General features: G+C 55.9%; 24 protein-coding genes. 5 read left to right on the top strand and 19 right to left on the bottom strand.

All coding sequences use genetic code 11. The features are described from left to right. Nucleotides 1-153: 153 nt before the first annotated feature. The 11 genes from ACR3EG_RS10725 to ACR3EG_RS10675 all read right to left on the bottom strand — a co-directional run bounded on the left by ACR3EG_RS10725 (nucleotide 154) and on the right by ACR3EG_RS10675 (nucleotide 5,523). Nucleotides 154-432 (bottom strand): hypothetical protein, encoded by a 279-nt coding sequence (locus ACR3EG_RS10725; RefSeq protein ID WP_480495580.1) that lies wholly within the window; start codon nucleotides 430-432, stop codon nucleotides 154-156. Then, nucleotides 429-1,091 carry a peptidoglycan recognition protein family protein gene (locus tag ACR3EG_RS10720; protein WP_480495578.1) on the bottom strand — a complete coding sequence of 221 codons (663 nt, stop codon included), beginning with the start codon at nucleotides 1,089-1,091 and terminating at the stop codon, nucleotides 429-431. The genes ACR3EG_RS10725 and ACR3EG_RS10720 overlap by 4 nt, the downstream gene beginning before the upstream one ends. Nucleotide 1,092: 1 nt before the next feature. Continuing rightward, nucleotides 1,093-1,284: a hypothetical protein gene (locus tag ACR3EG_RS10715; RefSeq protein ID WP_480495576.1), complete on the bottom strand. Its 192-nt coding sequence runs from the start codon at nucleotides 1,282-1,284 to the stop codon at nucleotides 1,093-1,095. A gap of 2 nt (nucleotides 1,285-1,286) precedes the next feature. Continuing rightward, nucleotides 1,287-1,598, bottom strand: coding sequence for a hypothetical protein (locus ACR3EG_RS10710; RefSeq protein WP_480495574.1), 312 nt, complete (start codon nucleotides 1,596-1,598; stop codon nucleotides 1,287-1,289). Nucleotides 1,599-1,608: 10 nt separating this feature from the next. Continuing rightward, entirely contained in the window at nucleotides 1,609-2,202 is a 594-nt protein-coding gene (locus ACR3EG_RS10705; protein WP_480495572.1) for a hypothetical protein, read from the bottom strand. Nucleotides 2,203-2,212: 10 nt separating this feature from the next. Next, nucleotides 2,213-3,391, bottom strand: a complete 1,179-nt coding sequence (locus ACR3EG_RS10700) for a hypothetical protein (RefSeq protein WP_480495570.1) — start codon at nucleotides 3,389-3,391, stop codon at nucleotides 2,213-2,215. A gap of 120 nt (nucleotides 3,392-3,511) precedes the next feature. Next, nucleotides 3,512-3,883 carry a hypothetical protein gene (locus ACR3EG_RS10695; protein ID WP_480495568.1) on the bottom strand — a complete coding sequence of 124 codons (372 nt, stop codon included), beginning with the start codon at nucleotides 3,881-3,883 and terminating at the stop codon, nucleotides 3,512-3,514. After that, nucleotides 3,880-4,074, bottom strand: a complete 195-nt coding sequence (locus tag ACR3EG_RS10690; RefSeq protein ID WP_480495566.1) for a hypothetical protein — start codon at nucleotides 4,072-4,074, stop codon at nucleotides 3,880-3,882. The genes ACR3EG_RS10695 and ACR3EG_RS10690 overlap by 4 nt, the downstream gene beginning before the upstream one ends. Beyond that, nucleotides 4,071-4,508 (bottom strand): hypothetical protein, encoded by a 438-nt coding sequence (locus tag ACR3EG_RS10685; protein ID WP_480495564.1) that lies wholly within the window; start codon nucleotides 4,506-4,508, stop codon nucleotides 4,071-4,073. The genes ACR3EG_RS10690 and ACR3EG_RS10685 overlap by 4 nt, the downstream gene beginning before the upstream one ends. Beyond that, a complete protein-coding gene (locus tag ACR3EG_RS10680) occupies nucleotides 4,505-5,128 on the bottom strand; it encodes a hypothetical protein (protein WP_480495562.1) in 624 nt (207 codons plus the stop codon). Before ACR3EG_RS10680 ends, ACR3EG_RS10685 begins: the two co-directional genes overlap by 4 nt. A 194-nt stretch (nucleotides 5,129-5,322) precedes the next feature. Beyond that, nucleotides 5,323-5,523 carry a hypothetical protein gene (locus ACR3EG_RS10675; protein WP_480495560.1) on the bottom strand — a complete coding sequence of 67 codons (201 nt, stop codon included), beginning with the start codon at nucleotides 5,521-5,523 and terminating at the stop codon, nucleotides 5,323-5,325. A 111-nt stretch (nucleotides 5,524-5,634) separates the two neighbouring features. On the opposite strand from ACR3EG_RS10675, the gene ACR3EG_RS10670 reads away from it, so the two are divergent. Next, nucleotides 5,635-6,093: a hypothetical protein gene (locus tag ACR3EG_RS10670; RefSeq protein ID WP_480495558.1), complete on the top strand. Its 459-nt coding sequence runs from the start codon at nucleotides 5,635-5,637 to the stop codon at nucleotides 6,091-6,093. 45 nt (nucleotides 6,094-6,138) lie between these two features. Next, a complete protein-coding gene (locus ACR3EG_RS10665) occupies nucleotides 6,139-6,333 on the top strand; it encodes a hypothetical protein (protein ID WP_480495556.1) in 195 nt (64 codons plus the stop codon). 410 nt (nucleotides 6,334-6,743) lie between these two features. On the opposite strand, the gene ACR3EG_RS10660 is transcribed toward ACR3EG_RS10665, so the two are convergent. The 5 genes from ACR3EG_RS10660 to ACR3EG_RS10640 form a co-directional block, all read right to left on the bottom strand. Further along, nucleotides 6,744-7,247, bottom strand: coding sequence for a hypothetical protein (locus ACR3EG_RS10660; RefSeq protein ID WP_480495554.1), 504 nt, complete (start codon nucleotides 7,245-7,247; stop codon nucleotides 6,744-6,746). Then, entirely contained in the window at nucleotides 7,247-8,002 is a 756-nt protein-coding gene (locus ACR3EG_RS10655) for a hypothetical protein (protein ID WP_480495552.1), read from the bottom strand. The genes ACR3EG_RS10660 and ACR3EG_RS10655 overlap by 1 nt, the downstream gene beginning before the upstream one ends. A 112-nt stretch (nucleotides 8,003-8,114) precedes the next feature. After that, nucleotides 8,115-8,702 (bottom strand): hypothetical protein, encoded by a 588-nt coding sequence (locus ACR3EG_RS10650; RefSeq protein WP_480495550.1) that lies wholly within the window; start codon nucleotides 8,700-8,702, stop codon nucleotides 8,115-8,117. Further along, on the bottom strand, nucleotides 8,699-8,929 hold the full coding sequence (locus tag ACR3EG_RS10645) for an Arc family DNA-binding protein (protein WP_480495548.1): 231 nt from the start codon (nucleotides 8,927-8,929) through the stop codon (nucleotides 8,699-8,701). Before ACR3EG_RS10645 ends, ACR3EG_RS10650 begins: the two co-directional genes overlap by 4 nt. Further along, nucleotides 8,919-9,098, bottom strand: a complete 180-nt coding sequence (locus ACR3EG_RS10640) for a toxin-antitoxin system HicB family antitoxin (protein ID WP_480495546.1) — start codon at nucleotides 9,096-9,098, stop codon at nucleotides 8,919-8,921. Before ACR3EG_RS10640 ends, ACR3EG_RS10645 begins: the two co-directional genes overlap by 11 nt. A gap of 109 nt (nucleotides 9,099-9,207) precedes the next feature. On the opposite strand from ACR3EG_RS10640, the gene ACR3EG_RS10635 reads away from it, so the two are divergent. Genes ACR3EG_RS10635 through ACR3EG_RS10625 form a run of 3 tightly spaced genes read left to right on the top strand, consistent with a single transcriptional unit; the run spans nucleotide 9,208 to nucleotide 10,270 of the window. Further along, entirely contained in the window at nucleotides 9,208-9,591 is a 384-nt protein-coding gene (locus tag ACR3EG_RS10635) for an Arc family DNA-binding protein (protein WP_480495544.1), read from the top strand. After that, nucleotides 9,588-9,734, top strand: a complete 147-nt coding sequence (locus tag ACR3EG_RS10630) for a hypothetical protein (RefSeq protein WP_480495542.1) — start codon at nucleotides 9,588-9,590, stop codon at nucleotides 9,732-9,734. Before ACR3EG_RS10635 ends, ACR3EG_RS10630 begins: the two co-directional genes overlap by 4 nt. Next, nucleotides 9,731-10,270 carry an ATP-dependent Clp protease proteolytic subunit gene (locus tag ACR3EG_RS10625; protein ID WP_480495540.1) on the top strand — a complete coding sequence of 180 codons (540 nt, stop codon included), beginning with the start codon at nucleotides 9,731-9,733 and terminating at the stop codon, nucleotides 10,268-10,270. Before ACR3EG_RS10630 ends, ACR3EG_RS10625 begins: the two co-directional genes overlap by 4 nt. 235 nt (nucleotides 10,271-10,505) lie before the next feature. On the opposite strand, the gene ACR3EG_RS10620 is transcribed toward ACR3EG_RS10625, so the two are convergent. Genes ACR3EG_RS10620 through ACR3EG_RS10610 form a run of 3 tightly spaced genes read right to left on the bottom strand, consistent with a single transcriptional unit; the run spans nucleotide 10,506 to nucleotide 14,385 of the window. Next, nucleotides 10,506-12,143 carry a hypothetical protein gene (locus ACR3EG_RS10620; protein WP_480495539.1) on the bottom strand — a complete coding sequence of 546 codons (1,638 nt, stop codon included), beginning with the start codon at nucleotides 12,141-12,143 and terminating at the stop codon, nucleotides 10,506-10,508. Beyond that, nucleotides 12,140-13,573 carry a hypothetical protein gene (locus ACR3EG_RS10615; protein ID WP_480495537.1) on the bottom strand — a complete coding sequence of 478 codons (1,434 nt, stop codon included), beginning with the start codon at nucleotides 13,571-13,573 and terminating at the stop codon, nucleotides 12,140-12,142. The genes ACR3EG_RS10620 and ACR3EG_RS10615 overlap by 4 nt, the downstream gene beginning before the upstream one ends. After that, complete coding sequence (locus ACR3EG_RS10610) at nucleotides 13,573-14,385, bottom strand: hypothetical protein (RefSeq protein WP_480495535.1); 813 nt, start codon at nucleotides 14,383-14,385, stop codon at nucleotides 13,573-13,575. Before ACR3EG_RS10610 ends, ACR3EG_RS10615 begins: the two co-directional genes overlap by 1 nt. Nucleotides 14,386-14,409 lie beyond the last annotated feature (24 nt).

Here is a 14,409-nt window from a genome sequence, read left to right as displayed (position 1 = left end):
TTTCTTGGTTTCGGTTTCCGTCCAGAAAGTGTTTCCACCTTGTCACCGCAGTTCAGCAGTTCAGCCCGGTCACGCGCCCACAGGGTTTCTACTTCCCGATCATTCAGCCACCGTTCGGGAATGGCTACGGGATCCGCGCAGGGATCGGCCTGCTTAACGAATGGATTGGAGCCGCCGCACCCTGTCAGGGCCAAGACAGCGCTCAACAACAATAGGTGTCGCATTTGCTTCCTCCACGAGTTTCCGGGTAAGGGCGGCACGTTCAGACGCCATCTTACGCCGTTCTTCTTCCAGCTTTTGCCCGGCCTCGATCTGGGCCAGCTTTTCGGCGCTGTGCACGGCCTCGCATTTGGCAATGCCCTGCTGGTAGGACCACCACATGACGCCGACTTGGAAGACAAAACCGATCGCAAACATGAAAGGTCGGATCATGCTGCCCATGGCTGCTCCATTCTCTGCTGAACCAAGTCACGCAGACGATCACCGACCATGATGGGATCACCCGGCGCGTCCATGTCTGGCAGCCACGTGATGTCCCATTTCCAACGCTGACGAATGCCAAGGGTCGGTTGAATTTCAGCATGGGTCAAAACCGAATACCGGCTGACAGGAATGTCGAAGGCTTCGCAGTAGTAGGCGATGCGATCCGCCAGCGCGTGAACCTGTTCCCGAGTCATCGGGGCCGAGCCTTTGTCGAACGGTCGCTCTTTTGCTCCGGCCATGCAATCCAACGCGATACCGATAGCCCCCGTGTTGGCATTCAGCGTGTGAGACGCAGCGTGGCCGACGCGGTACATGGCCTGTGCTGTCGCGGGAAACACACCGCTATGAACGTTCCCGTCGTGGTCAATGACTTCGTTATAGCTGCGGCGCTCCAACTGAATGACGCCCGCCGCGCCCGCCGTCCAATGCGCGTGGATGCGGTGAAGCCCTGAAGGATGGAACAGATCCGGCAAACGCCGCCCTTCACGCTCTCTCAGCGCCCCGGAGATAGCCGCGCGGGTCTTTGGCCCCATCATGCCATCAATCTCACCTGGAGAATGACCTAGAGCGGCGCAGCGGGCCTGTATGTCACGGATGGAAAACGTCATATCACTGCCCCTTGATCTGCTTTGCGTATGCGTCCAGCCCCATAGCTGCGGTCAGGAAGGCCACGGCGAACGGTGTCAGGTATTTGCCAACATCAATCGCCGCTGCATCCGGGGCTAAAATGCCGTAGGAAAAGCACCCGACGACAAAGCCACCAAAGGCCCATGCGGTCTCACGTTTGCCTGTTTTTTCCATGGTCAGTGCTCCCCGATCATGAGCAATTCGCGGATCAGATCGTTGGTCTGCCCGACCTCTGTTCGAAGGCGTTCAACGCTTTTGTTCGTGTTGCGGAGCTGCTCAACGACGACGACGACACTCTCTCGCCCGTTAACGATCGAGGCTTGGTTCCGCTTCACATCGACCATGAGCGAGAGGGTGTCTTTCTCGACTTCGTTCATGCGTGTGTTCATGGACGCGGCCCACCAAATCGCCGTCATGCTTTGAATGATGAGTGTTACGATCAACGCTATCGGGACACGTTTATCCAAATGCCAACCCGTATCTTCCATGCATCACCTACTACTGCTGGTTTACGCCGAAAATCTGATCGAGCAGCGCCGTCGCCCTGACCTGATCACCATCTGAGGCGGCAAGCGCCAACCCCTTGAGAGTGTCCGCGCTGTAGTGAATGATTGACGCGGCTGCCCATTCGATTTGCAGGTCGGTCGCGTCATCTTCTGAAATGCTTGCCGTGAAAGTGCTGAACGTATCTGGCCACTCCCCACGTGCAGCCTTGATGGCCTCGGTCTTGGGCAAGACACCCATCCGCCACAACTTTTGACAGAACGATTTCCGATCCAAAGCTGCTACAGCGCGCATCTCATCCAATGTCGGTTCCGGTTCTGTCATGGATGCGCCATCAGGAACCGTCTGACCCAACGCAGAAATGGTCTGCCTGTCACCGCCCATCCAATATTCGGTGCCTCGGTGGTCTTCTACGGCTTCCCACGCGCCATCGCGGTAAACGGCAACCTCACCTTGTGACGTGGCCGGCGGCTGATCTTGTGTCGCAAAGGCCGGGATGTGAAACACGTCTTTTTCAAGCGGGCTTCTGGTGGCCTTATCGGCGCCCAGGTATTCGCCGGTTTCCGGGTGATAATGATAGATGTCCATTCCTGACCCCCTAGAACTTGATGGATGCCAAAAGCGCGACGTTGCGCGGGCGGGTCTCGTTGGCAACTACCGCGTTAACCGGAACAATATCCGAGTGCGACCCATCGAACTGATTAACGTTCGCTCCAATGAGACGATCAAGGGAAGACGACACAGCGCCAGAGCCGTAAATCAGGTTATTGTGCACGCGCATGAAGCTCGTCACCGTAGCGCCAGCGTTGGCTCTCCCCAGACTTGAAAGCCTGAAGTTTTGCAGCGCATTGGCCTGCAAACTCCCGAAAAAACGCCCCGGATCAACACCGCGACCCCCGTCCCAGAAACGCATGAATTCTCCACGAAGATCGGGGATGCGGTAGGTTCCATCTCCATTGCTAGCGAATTGGTACTGACCGGCCAGCCAACTACCGATGCCAGTTGTGAGAAAATTGTGGGTGGCCCAATGTGCCAGAGCGCCATAGGTAATGTCGGAGACCGAAGATCCATCAAGCCTTAGATGCCCCGACCTCGCGGAAGATTGGCCATCGAAAGACGGTCTCCCTATGTCCTTGGAGGCATATCCGGTGTAGTTTGCCCCGTTAGCATTGAAGACCTGCCAAGTCATAATTGACGCATAGTCTTCATGCCAAATCGGTCCAATGTTCGATGTTGGCAACGCCGCGCCCGTCCCGTAAATCGGCACATAGGAGCTAACTAGGTCGGACATGCCAACAGCATCAGTGACCCCCAGAAACTGCGCATAGAACGCCGTGCCATCGCACTGAATACGCGCAAACCTGTTTTGCTTGATCACAAGCGTTGCTTCGCCATTGATCGTCTCTGACCCAGCAGGATCAATCGTCAGATCGCCACCATCTGCACGCACATCGGCATACCAACCGTCGCCAAGCGTGGCCGCCGTGGCTAGAGACAGAGTCATTGCCCCCGTCGCCCGGATCAGCTTTGCCCGGTCAGACACAACTGCGGTGTAATTGCTTCCCCGCGTGACAACCTGGGCCGACATATCGAGATTGAGGCGCGCGGCTGCTTTGGTGCTGCCACCCGTCCCCCCTGCAACGATCGGCCGCAGGGCATTAGCGTCGGCGGCTAAATCTTCAAGCGGGAGGTTGTGCTGAGACGCTTGTGCAACTTGGTTTGTGGTGGCGACATATCCCGCTGGGAGGGAATAAACGCCAGAGCCGTTTCGGGGCATTCGAACTGTCCTGATGGAAATCACAAGCCAGTTCGATCAGAAGGGCTTTCCCCGTATCTTAGCACAAATAGAAAAACGGGGCAGCAAAGCCGCCCCGTCTGGTTGGTTGGTGGCCCTACGTCACTGTGCGGATAGTTTCAGCGTTGCCAGTATATTGTGCAAAACGTGGCCGTCGAGGTCGCCTACAACGCCGCCAGTCAGTTCGAAGTTTGCTTCATCACTCAGGGCAAATTCCAATTGAGCGGCGGCACCCTCACAGGTCTTCGCAGGCGTCGTGCAGATGAGCTTGTCCAATTCCCGCATGCGCATCAATTCCGGGGCACCTGTATCCAGTTCTGGCGCGTCCGGCGCATAGATCCGGTCAAAGATTGCCTTCCGTTCATCCGCCCAAGCCATGTGGGGGTCAGATGCTTCCAGCAAAGTTGCTGCAGCAATACCACTGGCAAGCACGGGAAGCGACGCAGCGCCGGTTAGAATAGAGCGGCGGTTCATGATGCACCGCCTTCCAGAAGCTTGCGCTCCAAAACCCCTGCATCTTCAATCAATTCGGAAGGTGGCATAGGTAGCCCAAGCCTTTCCCACTCTTCCCGAGCCGCCAGAATCCCCTTGGCTCTGCGCACGTCCGCAACTCGGTCCAGTTTTGACTGAATTGCAGCCCATTTGGAGGTTTGGTTATGTGTCATGCTGCGCCTCCTTCCTGAAACTGCCCTTCCGCTTCTAGCGCGTCAGCATGTTCCAATCGCGCCTGAGCCGACTTGCGCAGTTGATCGACGTTCCAAGCCCTCTCATCGGCTGTTAGATGCCCACGCAGCTTGTAGACTGGTTCCTCACCGCTCTTCTTCGGTAAAGGATAACGACCTTGCAGAGAGCCGGAAAACAGATCGCCCTGATGCGCCTCTGTTTCGTCACTGTCATGGTCAAACCGTTTGCTCAGAAGTTTACGAGCCATAGCGGTAAGCTGCTCAATCGTCAGGTACTCAACCAAGCGATCACCAGATGACGTCGCGATTTGGTCATAGGTGGAAACAGCAAGCGCGCGAGGAAGAACCAGAACATCTTGGTCAAACGCCTCCAACTCGACCTGCATAACGGTCATCACTTCGGAATGTTCACTCATAGCGATTTCTCCAGTTCAGCAAGGTACGTACGCACGTCAGGCAGGAGTGCCGAAACTTCCGCGCGCATCGGGTCAGTCATTTTCTTCGCCAGTTCGGGAGCGGGAATCTTCAAGATGTTGTCGCGGTGAAAGTCCTTAATGCGCCCCCAAACCCAAAGCGGCTCCCGGGACATGGAGAAGTCAGACGGTTTCAGAATCTTGCTGCGCGAAGCCTTGCTTTCACCCGATAACGCCGCTTCGAACTCATCTTTCGGAACCTCGGCCAGCTTTTGAAACTGGTGGGCCGTTTGGCGAGACATTCCAGTTTCTTCAAGAGCTTCGGCATAGGGTGATTTCGGCGTCAACGGCTTTGACGCCGATTTTACGCTCCCTCCTTTCGAGGTCTCTGCGCGAGCAAGATCCTTCAACAACTCCCCTGCCCTACGTTCCGCACGCAGACGAATGTTGCAGGCTTCGATCTCGGCAGCTTTGTTCCTAGCCTGACGATAGTAGACCTCCAGAGCGATGGCTTTGTCGTGGATAGTCTTGACCTCATCCACCTTGGCGCACTCAGCAATGGCACTCACCATCGCCTCATACAGCGCCATTTCGGGGGTAGAATTAACCGTGGGTACATTCATGCTGTCACCTCACTTGGGATCGAGAAACTTGACTGGGTTCCCCAAAATTGTACCACGCCCGCAGGCCTGATCTGCCCGATGCTGAGCATCGTTTGACTTTGGTTAGAATTTTCAGGTAGATTCATTTTCGAACCTTTCATTGTGATGTGTGGTTTCAAGAAGGCCGTCAGTTCCGCCAAGAACTCTGACGGCCTTCACTTTTCCGAAGCTTGCTGCGCCTCCGCTTTCATTGCATCAAGACCTTTCCGAAGCAGAGTTCGGATCGAATCCGCGCGAGACCGCATTCCTGCCGGAACACCCCACGCATCAACTTCAGCTACCAACTCTCTATCCAGATCAGTAACCACTCGAGACATGCTGTCTTGCTGGCTCTTATTCTGGGCATATACGTTCATGATGTCCTTCCTTATACAATTGTTGTGACATCAAATGTACGCATCAATTTCCACTTGTCAACTTTTAATATGACAACGTATCTGACGTGAAAGTAATCAAGGAATATGTAGATGGCAGACAGAGACGAATCCCACTCCGATGCTTCAACAATAAAGCGCAGAGTTTACGACTTGCCCGTGGACTTGGTTGATAGGATTTTAGCTTACCAAAAAAACAAAAACCTCCCTTCGGAGGTAGAGGCCGTAAGACGACTTTTGGACAGTGCTTTGAAGGAAAGCGACACGCTGACCGATCTACTTATCCAACTAGCAATACGACTGGATAACTACGAAGACCCCAACATTGCTGCAGTAGCGGTTTTGGCAGGGCACCCGAAAGTTGCATCAATGGACTTTGTGGATGACCATATTTCATTCCGGTTCCGTGATAAAAAGTCAGACCGACATGTCATAATGTACTCAAAATTAGACATCAGGTTTTCCGACGACAATTCCGTTTATGCGTTACTGCCCAAAGGCCCCGGAGGGCGACTTATTTTGGTAGGTCCCGATGAAACTCAGCCGTACTGAGTGTGCCACCTAGACGCCGTGCGTAATTGTTACTAAGTCTTCGGCATGGATTTTTACGACATTTTCACCGGTGTTCTGTTTGCAAACTTGGTGACCGTTATGTTTGTGGGCGGCATCATCCAAATCTACCGCGAAGACAAGGAGGGCAACGGTCACTCTTGGGTGAGCTTAGGTTGCGCAGCCTTTCCGTTGATCTTGCTGGTGCTCGGACTGCTCAGCGTGGGACACTACCAGCCGTAGCGCGCCTCACCTAGCCCCGACGAACCGGGCCATGACCGCCTAGCCACGTCTAGCCATATCGGGCCAAACCTTGCCATGACCGCCTAGCCAAAACCAAGCTCGCCGGACCAATCCTAGCCACTCCTAGACCGCCTGAACCCGCCATAACGCAACTGCCCAGACCCCGACTCTCCCCGCCGCAACTTGACCGCCTCGACCGCCTAGCCGAGCCGGACCAAACCAAGCCGAACCGCAACTAGACCGCCCTGCCCCGCCTGAACTGACCTCTCCTTACCGCGACCGCCTCGGCCCGCCACGACTTGACACACCGTAACTTGACCGTCTCACCTGGCCTCGACGCACCAAGCCTCGCCCCGCCTGGCCTGACCAAGTCTCGCCATGACCGTCTTTCCTTGACCAGCGAAGGCGGATTAACCCGCTTTCGCCACGTCTCCGCTCATCTGGGAAACGATTTCCTTAATTGGGCTTACATCAACCCCTTGCACGACCGCAACGCCCTCGTATCGGGTGAGCCAAGCGCGCAGAGCCGTAGCTCCTTGCGCCCGCAGTTCTGCCCTTGCCGCCTCGTCTTGTGGGTCAAACGGGGTGTAGCCACCCCCTGACCTGCGTCCCGCGACAGCCGACACCATGGCCGGATACTCGTGAACCTTGACGCTGACCGGCTTCGACTTGCTTGGGGCTTCACTGACCTTGGCCGAGATCCGCAATCCGCTGACCATCCGCCGCGCCAAAGAAATACGATGTTGGCGCGCGGCCTCCTCGTCTGTATCGGAGAAGAACCAATCGTATGCCAAATGGTCCGGGTGCTCGGCCAGCCAGTCGATAAACTCACCCGGCACGAACAGATTGCGGCCCGTTGTGTTCAAATAGTCATCGACGATCTTTTGCCGCTCAGCCGTTGGAAAGCCAGCCATCAGGCGGCCCTCCGTTCGCGTTCCTCTTCCAGCAGCGCCATCAGTTCCATGGTCTCGTCATCGTAGCACTCGGGCGCTTCCAAGGCTTGCTGCTGGACTTCGCGGCCTTCGGTCATAAGATCGTCCCAAGTCGCCTGCCAATCGCCCATGTTCTCGGACCCGGCGACGGCGAAAGTGCCGAAAGAACCTTTGCCTTTTTCTTGTCTGTAGTCACCGATTCCGCAGACCACACCAGCGTTTGCCAGAAGCGAGACAATGCTGTGAACACTCAGGGTCGGAGTGACAAAAGCAATATCGACCTCGGCACACCAACTCGGCAGGAAAGCCCGCGTCCTGATATCCGGTGTTTTGTTCATGTCGGCGCTGCGAACCACGTCCATTTTCAGGAATGGCTTGCCCCAGATACGGATCTTCTGCTCAGGCAGGAAAATCAGTCGATTGACGCTCGACTTGGTGACGCCCGGTGTTTCCAGTGCCGCCGTCGCCATCGCGGCCTTGACGCCCGGTGCAGGAAAGCCAAGCAGGGTTTCGCCCCTTGGCATCCGGTACACGCTTGACCGATATTCCGCCTCCGGATCATGTTTGATTTCTTTTTTCTGCGCGGCGGTTTTCTTGCCCCCGCCTATCAGAAGGTCGCGTTTGGCCTTGGCGCTCATCGCGTTGAAGTAAAAGCCCGTCGTGCCGATCAGACGAAGTGTCACGCGGCCTTGTTTCAGAGCGTCGATTTCAAGATTTTCGTTTTTCTTAACAGCCATCGTTATGTCTCCATCGGCGGGATCAGACCGGCTTCGAACAGCCTGTCGATCAGTTCTGCGATTTGTTCCTTGGTCATGGTCTTAACCATGTCTTCGAATGTCGGCTTAGCCATCACACCGATACCTCCCGAAGAGATTGCGAGATTGAGCGCAGCAGTATGCTGGCGTCATCGCTCGGGTCGCCCGCCAAGCCGAACGCATCGTCGGCCGCAAATTCGGCTTGCGCCAGAACACCCGCCAATGCGCGCGCCTTTGTGTGGCTGATCTGATGAACCAGTTGCCACCGCTTGGCGTGTCGCGGGTCATCTACTGGCCATCCGAAATCATCAGCTTCGAGTTGCTTGACGATATCGCGCCATTCCTCCAACCAAGCGCGGTGCGGGTCAGCGAAACCAGTATTTACCGGCTTCTGATCCTCTACCGCTATCGCGTTTTGTGCGACCCGCTCAGCCTCAGACACAGAAACACCGGACAACCAGTCGGACCATGTGTCCATGCTGACACCTGTGGACCGACGCAGAGACTTCAACGCGTCAAGCATCCGCTGGTCCTCATCGTCGGTAAGATCGGCCCAGCTTGAAACGCCAGCCAAGGCCATAGCGCCCGCCAAAACCGGGATGGATGCTGCGCCGCCCAGAAGGGATCGACGGTTTAATTTATTGGGAAAGTTGAAACTTCCAGTTTCAGGTGTTACATTCACGTTTGAATTTCCTTCTGAACGAGTTGGGGTTCATCGAAAGCCGGTGTCTGTTTGGCGACGTCACCGGCTTTCACTTTTTCGAAGCTTTTGTTCATCTCTAACTGCTGCCTGAGCATCAGATTGATTTGGGCTGTCACAGAGCGGTGCTCTTTCTCTGCAAGCGCTCTAACCGCGTCCAGAAGATCGGGCGGCATGTTCAGCTTGAAGCTTATCCTTTTAGCGCTCATTCTCTTGATCGGCCTCTTTTGACAGCGTCATGACGATAAAAGTGTTCAGGCTTTGACCCCGCTCACCCGCCATGACTTTGCACCTATCCCGAAGACTTGAAGGCAAGCGCAATCCAAATTGCACTGTCCCGGTGCTGTCTCCTGATCTTGTCTGAATGATTGAGTTCATTTGATGCTCCTTATTCCACGGTGGCATTACTGTATATGTCACCGTGGTATTATTTCGTCAAGAAAAAATTTGTGCCACCGTGGCAGCACCAAATTGAGCAAAGTGAAAAATGGCAAATACGAACAGAGAAAGTGACCGCTTCATGCTCCGTCTTCCAGAGGGTATGCGGGATCGCGTAAAGGCTGCCGCTGAGGAAGCCGGGACATCAATGAACCATGCTCTCGTGTTGGCGCTCGAAGAAGCATTTCCCACCGTGTCACAACGAGAAAGTGACCTCCAAGCGCTGTTGCGGATATCGAAAATTCTAAAGTCCAACGAAAACAAATACTCGAAGCACGGACTCAACGAGCTTGAGAAGAAGTACAAAATTCTGTGCGACATTGTATCTGAGGACCTTAAGGACCATCCTCAAGTAGAGACTGGGTTGGATCGCGTCCCGGCTCGAAGTCGCGAATTGTTTCGAAACAGCACTTGGGAAGATTTGAAAAAATGACGACATTTGACCAAGCAGTTTTGGGAATGATCGGCACGACCATAGTGGTTGCTTTGGTCGCCATCCCCTATTTGCTGTACGCCGGTAAGCGTCTGGATAGACAGTTGGGATCCGAGAAGTTCAGGCAGGATGTTCCAGAGTGAATTTTGACTGTGCTGTTCTGTTCAACCGGCGCATAGACGAGCAATCGGCAAACGCGCTCCTATCCACCTTGTTGACCGTACAGAACAAAGGCTACCAGCACCCGTTTGTCGCGTTCGCCTCTGCTGGTGGTGTCGCAAAAGACGGTATCTGGCTGTCAGAGACTATCGAATCCCTCGGCATGACGATCACCGCGCAGGCAACATCAGAGGTCGCCTCAGCCGCTGTTCCCGTGTTTCTGTCGTTCACCCAACGGTTCGTTTCTCCGGGCGTATATTTCGTCATCCACCCGACCTTGATGGCTGGTTCCGCCCAAATGAGCGCCCACGCGCTTCAATCCCTCGCCAATGTTGCCCGGGCGCAAGACAGGCTTATCGCTCAGACCCTCAGCAAGCGGACCGCTATCCCCAACAACGTTCTTGAAGCGGCTACCCAACAAGAGGTCCCGATCAGTTCCGCCGACGCTGTTACCTGGGGCATCGCGCATGAGATCCGCGAGTTTCAGCTTCCAGCGGGCAAGGAAATCTTCCAAATCTAACATGTGGTCTTGAATCTCTGGGGACATTTTCAACTCCTTGACTTTTCAGGTTGGAACGCAAAGGTTTTGCGCATGGATATTGTTGATTTAGCCGTTGCGGTTTTTATCGGAAATTGCCTTACGGGCAGTCTCATCTGGGGTGTACGAAGCTGGGGCAAATATGATGACGAAGCCCCATGGGTTGCATATGTGGCCGTTCTACTACCTATCATCATTGGCCTAACAACCCTTTGGTCTAATGGGATTGTACCACCCCAGTTCGACGGGCTAGCTGCTCAATAAGCTGACGCCTTGCATCGGAAAGCTGCGGTAGATTTTGCAGCTTGCCGTTTGCAACCAGAGCCTTCGCTATCTCCATTTGCCGAGACGCAAGACTGTCATTTAGGTTCGAAGCAACTTCGCTCAAGCCGCGACCGGCCATCGCGCCGATAGGGCCGCCAACGGCACCACCGCCAAGGGTCGCCACCTTCTGCCCCAAACCATCCCCCACCAAGCGCACGGTTCGGCCAATAGCAGTGTTGCCGATCACCTTTTTCAAGGCTTCTTCCTCTTGCTTGGTGAACAGCTTTGTCTTTTTGTTCTTGCGAAGCAGGGATTTGACCTGATTTCGCAGACCGCTCGCGGTCCCTCCAAGATAGTTGTCCGCCTCGTCTGTGGCATTTTCCAAAAGCTGCGTCTTGATGGATGACCGCCACATTGAACGCGCTTTTTTCAAGGCCGATATTGCGGCGTCAGCATCGCCCGCAACCATGTCACCGGGTTGTAGATTATCAATGAACTGGTCGATTTCGTTGACAGCCTGATTTGCGATATTGGCGTTGCGTGTGGGGCGGAACGCGTTATCGACCTCACGCCCCAGAATGCCAGCTTCCCTACGCACATCCTCAATCGCCTTGAGCGGAATGCCGAACTGGCCGGGGCGATCTCCGATCTTGGGCGGCCCTTCAATAGCCAGGTGCGGGCCAGCCTGTCGGGGGCGTCTCGCAGCCTCATCTGCTGCGTTAGCCACTGTCTGCGCTGCGTCGGCTTCTGTCAGCATCGCGGCCAAGGTTTTGTTGATGTCCCGGCCTGCGCGGGGCTTTCTGCCCAATGGTCCGGGGATATTCGGCGCGCCTGCGTCATCAATCCGTTGCCCAACTTGCTTTTGCAGTCGCTCCATGGCCTCTGGCCCGATCTGGGCATCTGCGTTTTCAAACGCCCTGTATTGCTGGCGAGATCCCGCCCGTTGGCTTGCGGCCGATTGTGCGGCCCTCAACGCAGCCTGCTTGGGTGCGCGCTGCAACAGGGCGTCAACAATGCGTTTGGCCCCAGCGCCAACGGCAGGGGCCGCCAGCCCTGCACCTGCACCTAAGAACGCTCCTGACGCCAAACCATCCATACGGCCCTGACTGCCCTCGCCTTCTGCGAATCCATAAGTGGCCCCCATTCCAGCCCCGGCCGCTGTAGATGCGGCTGCCTTTAGCGCCCTGCCCCCTTTGGCGATATTGCCGATGGCACCGCCGGGAAGAAGCGCGCCAAGGACGCCCCCGCCGATCTCTGCCGCAAGTGCCGTTTTGGGGTTTTCCTCTTTGAACTGCTTTTGTTGGTCGCGGTAATGATCTCGACGGCTTTGATAATCTACGCCCGGCAACAGGCTTTCCACGGTCGCCGATGTTTCATCACCCACAAGGCCCAGCGTCATAGCTTCACCGCCGAGATTCAGGAATGATCCGAGTTTCTCGCCTGCGGACATAACGCCGTCATCAACACCGACAATGTTGTCCTTGATGCGGCCCCAGACCGACATATCGGCTTCTGGGGGCTTTGCCTCCTGCCGCTTTTCCCGTTCCCGCTTGGCGCGCTCTAACTGCGCCAATCTCAGTGCGTCATTCATTGGCTGTGCTCCGCGATATAGGCGTCAAGTTCTTCGTCAGACATGGCGGAGAAATCAGGCAGGTTGCTGGATGGTACTGCTCGCGGCTGTCCGGTTGGCATATTCTCCGATTGACCCGTGAGGTAGGCTTGAGCCTCAGGGGTGAGCTTGCCAAACACACCCTCAATGGTGTCCAGAGTATTGATAATGCGCTCCTTGGACATGTCTTGTCGCAACGCACCAAGTTGGGCACCCAGCAGGTCGATTTCCTTCTCGGTCACCTGCCCAAGCCCGCTCGCGCCGGTCGCGCTGGCCCTCTTGAGCTGCTCAAGACGGTCGAACACTACCATGCCCTTGAGAGTTTCCAACATCCCGGACATGTCAGCGGCTTCCTGATTGAAGAAATTCAGCTTGCTGCCAACTACCCCAACCTCAGGCAAGTTGAATATGCCACCTTCGTCAAGCATGCTCCGGATATCTTTAACGGTGTCCATGACCACGTTGCTGCGGGTGATTTCCGTTTGTGCCGCCGTCTGAGATGCCTGCGCATCCTGTTTGCTCGTATCCTCGGGTCCGCCGACAATCGGAGCCATGCTCGCAATACCTTGGTCATTCAGCACGACTTGACCCGTCGCCGGATCGCGGACGTACATAAATCCACCTGGTGCCTTCGGATACGCCGGTACAGGCGCTTCACCGCCTCCCACATTCACCGTGCTTGTCGGTGCTCCTGCCCGCTTATTCGCCATCACCCAATCACTGTATTCCGGGTTCGCCTGCGCATACTCAAATTCCTGCACCGAACTTGGCATTTTAGGCTGCTGCGGCGTCAAATCCTGATACGCATTTGCGACGGAAATGGCCTTGGATGGGTCAACGCCTTGCGAAAGCATTGCCGCCATCATCTGCTGGGGTGAACGCTGCACGGCCTCGGTTTGCAGAATACCCAGATCACCACCAGATTGCGCGCCTGCCTGTGCCGCTTCAACAGTCGGGCCGAGCGCAACGCCGTCACGCTGCTGGACGCTGGGCATAAGAGCCTGTGCAATCGCCCGACGCTGCCTTGCGGCCTCTTGGTCCTTTGCCGCCGCTCTGGCCGCTGACGCCCCGCTACGGGCCTGTGCGCGCGCCTCTGCGTCCCTGCGGTCCAATAGCTGCATCACGGCCGAATCTCGCTGGCTCGGGTCCATACGCCCAAAGATTGCCGCGCGCTGCGGATCAAGCCCAAGGCCGCCGACTGTCTCTTGCCATTGCGCGTCCATTTCCTCGCGCTTCGCATCGACCTGCTTGCCCAGCCCTCTAGCCATAAGGGCGTTGCCAATCGCTGCCAATCCTTCACCGAGATTTCTAGGGGTCGATGACCGCGCAACAAGAGCCTGCGCAACCTCACGGGATCGCTTCAAGTCTTCATAGCTACGGTTTGTATCCCCGCCGAAGATAAAGCCTCGCATCACAAATACCCTCCGCTCAGTGCCCCTGCCCCGAGACCAAACAGACCACCCAGAACTTGGTTGCCTCTGCTCTGGTTCTGCTGCCACGCACCAAGCTGCTGGTTGTAATTGCTGTTAATCAGCCCCGCGACATCGGTTGTCGGGATTGATGACGGCGTGTTCTGCGCGAAGTTCGGCATGCTGACCTGAGACCCGGACAACAGCGCCGTGATTTCGTTGATTGGCTGGTTACGCTGGGCCGCCATCTGCTGCACCGCCTGTGCGTTGCCGTTCAGAAGCAAACTGTTGTAAGCGTCATTTCGGCCTTCGTTGAACGTCCGCATTTCGGCGTTCCAGGCGTCCGACCCCGGCACAACACCTTGATTGGCTAACCGCGATTCCAATTGCTCTTGCTCACGTGCCAGACGCGGATCAAGCCGGGACGCGCCCAGATCATACAGGTAGTCCGATGTAGCGGAGTTTGAGAAATCTGCCGGTTCGCTCAAATAATCCTGTAAAAACCCGGACTGGTTTGACGCGATGTTGGCAAGGTTCTGTTCGGCCTGCTGATTTGTATCATAGATACCCTGCGCCGTATCCGAAAGTTGCTCGGTCGCCGTGAACGTCGGAATATCGTAACTCTGCCCTGTAAATGGGTCTCGATACGTATAACTTCCCGTCTGATCATAGGACAAAGTTGAACCGTCAGCACTCACCTGATTGACGTTGCCCAGCATTGTGTTGGCAACGGCCGTGCCGATGCTGGTGCCGGTCTGAGCGGCGGATGTTTGCTGTGGATCGGGGGGCTTCGGAGCTTTGCTGCTCTTTCCCATGGTTGGCCTCATTCGAAAATATGA

This window comes from Ruegeria sp. AM7, from assembly GCF_056535965.1.
This window is presented reverse-complemented; position numbering and strand designations above follow the sequence as displayed.